2 protein-coding genes are annotated in these 2,160 nt (G+C 69.1%); both read right to left on the minus strand.

Annotation, left to right across the window (positions count from 1 at the left end):
• A partial coding sequence (locus ACK543_RS00330) for an amino acid deaminase (RefSeq protein WP_409940891.1) occupies positions 1-1,086 on the minus strand: 1,086 nt, incomplete at its 3' end.
• 132 nt (positions 1,087-1,218) lie between these two features.
• Entirely contained in the window at positions 1,219-2,133 is a 915-nt protein-coding gene (gene rocF, locus ACK543_RS00335) for an arginase (RefSeq protein WP_409940892.1), read from the minus strand.
• Positions 2,134-2,160 lie beyond the last annotated feature (27 nt).

Genomic DNA, 2,160 nt, shown 5'->3' on the forward strand with positions numbered 1-2,160 from the left:
CCAGCCAGCGGGTGCATCCACCGCAGACCGTGACCCGCGCGGTGCCCAGCGCACGGGCACGGGCAGGTCCAGGTCGTACGACAGATCGCGCCGCCCGCCGGTCAGCAGCGCCAGGCCCGGCTCGGGCACGGACTGCACCAGGGTCCACACCTCCAGCGCCGGGCGCAGCGATGCATCAAGCCCCTCGCGCTGCTCCACCTGCACCGCAAACCGCTGGTAGTTGCCGTGGTCGTGCGTGATGTAGCAGCCCGAGCGCAGCACGCCCTGCACGGGGCGCGACAGCCCCTGCATGCGCAGCAGCGGCACCACCAGGTCAAACACGGCCGATCCACCCGCGGTCAGCAGGATTTCGCGGTCGGCAAACAGGCCTTGCGCATCGCACTGGCGGGCCGCCTCGGTCACGCGGCGCACCAGTGCGGTCACTTCGCGGGCATCGTGGTCGCTGTCGCAGTGGGCCACACCGCCTTCATAGCACTCGATGCCGCACAGCCGCACGGCGCTCGATGAGGCCATGGCCTGCGCCAGTGCCACGGCCTCCTGCAGCGTGCGGCAGCCGGTGCGCTGGCCGGGGATGCCGATTTCCAGCAGGGCATCAAAGCGCTGGTGGCAGCCGCGCCTTGCGGCCCAGTCTTCAATGCAGCGCAGCTGTGCCAGCGAATCCACCAAAAACCACACGCGCAGGCCCGGGTGGCGCTGCAGCAGGCTGTGCAGGCCGTCCAGGTCGGCATCGCACAGCACCTGGTTGGCAATGATGGCGCGGCGCGCACCGGCCTCCACGCCCACCGCCAGTTGGTGCACGGTGGCAAAGGTCAGGCCCCAGGCACCGGCGGCCAGCTGCAGCGCAAACAGCTCAGGCGACAGGCTTGTCTTGCCATGGGGCGCCAGCGCCACGCCCTTGCGGGCCGCGTAAGCCTGCATCCAGGCGATGTTGTGCGCCAGGGCGCTGTGGCGCAGCACGGCCAGCGGGTAGGCCAGGTCGTCGGCCAGCAGGTTCCAGCCCATGCGGGCAATCGCATCGGCAGGGCAGGGCGCGGCCGTGAGCGGGTAGCTTTTGCAGCGGTGGTCCAGCACAAAGGGGGTGGTCATGGCGTGCGGTGATGCAAGGGGGTGCCGCGCGTGACCGTGGCGGGATGTTTGAGGTAAAAATGGGCGTTTACGCGAAAGCTGAATGGATTTATTGCTACTAAAAATCTAGCAATTAGTTTCGCAGAGCGCCGGTCAGCCCGCCCGTGCCCGCATGAGCGTGCTCTTGCCAAACAGCGATTCGACCAGGTCCACCGCCAGCACGGCGGTTCGGTTGCGTACATCCAGGGCGGGGTTCAGCTCCATGATGTCCAGCGAGGCCAGGCGGCCGCTGTCGGCAATCATCTCCATGCACAACTGGGCTTCGCGGTAGGTGGGGCCGCCGGGCACGGTGGTGCCTACGCCGGGGGCGATGTCGGGGTCGAGAAAGTCCACATCAAAGCTCACATGCAAATGGGTGTCGGCGTCCAGCCCGTCCAGCGCGCGCTCCATCGTCTGGCGCATGCCCACCTCGTCGATGTAGCGCATGTCAAACACCTCCAGCCCGTGCTGGTGCACCAGTCGCTTTTCGCCCGCGTCCACGCTGCGGATGCCAATCTGGCGGATCTGGTCGGTGCGCAGGGACGGCCTGCCGCCGGGCATGCCCGCCAGTTGGGTCAGCTCGGCCGGGCCAAAGCCGCACAGGCAGGCCACGGGCATGCCGTGCACGTTGCCGCTGGGCGTGAGTTCGCTGGTGTTGAAGTCGGCATGCGCGTCCAGCCACAGCACGCGCAGCTTTTGGCCGGTGTCGGCACAGTGGCGCGCCACCGCGCCGACGCTGCCCAGGCTCAGGCAGTGGTCGCCCCCCAGCAGGATGGGGAAGCGGCCCTGTTGCAGCTCGGCGTACACCGCGTTGAACACGCGCTGGTTCCATGCAACCACCTCCGGCAGGTGGCGATAGCCCCCCTGCGGCGGCAGCCAGGGGTTGGCCGGGCCGCTGAGGTTGCCACGGTCCAGCACGGCCAGGCCGTGGTTTTCCAAAGCCTGCTGCAGCCCGGCCACGCGCAGGGCTTCCGGGCCCATCGATGCGCCGCGCGCGCCTGCGCCGATGTCGGTGGGGGCGCCGATCAGGCTGGCGGTGGTCTGGGCGGCGGTGGT

The sequence above is a fragment of the Acidovorax sp. genome (assembly GCF_046341535.1).
Taxonomy (GTDB): Bacteria; Pseudomonadota; Gammaproteobacteria; order Burkholderiales; family Burkholderiaceae_C; genus Acidovorax.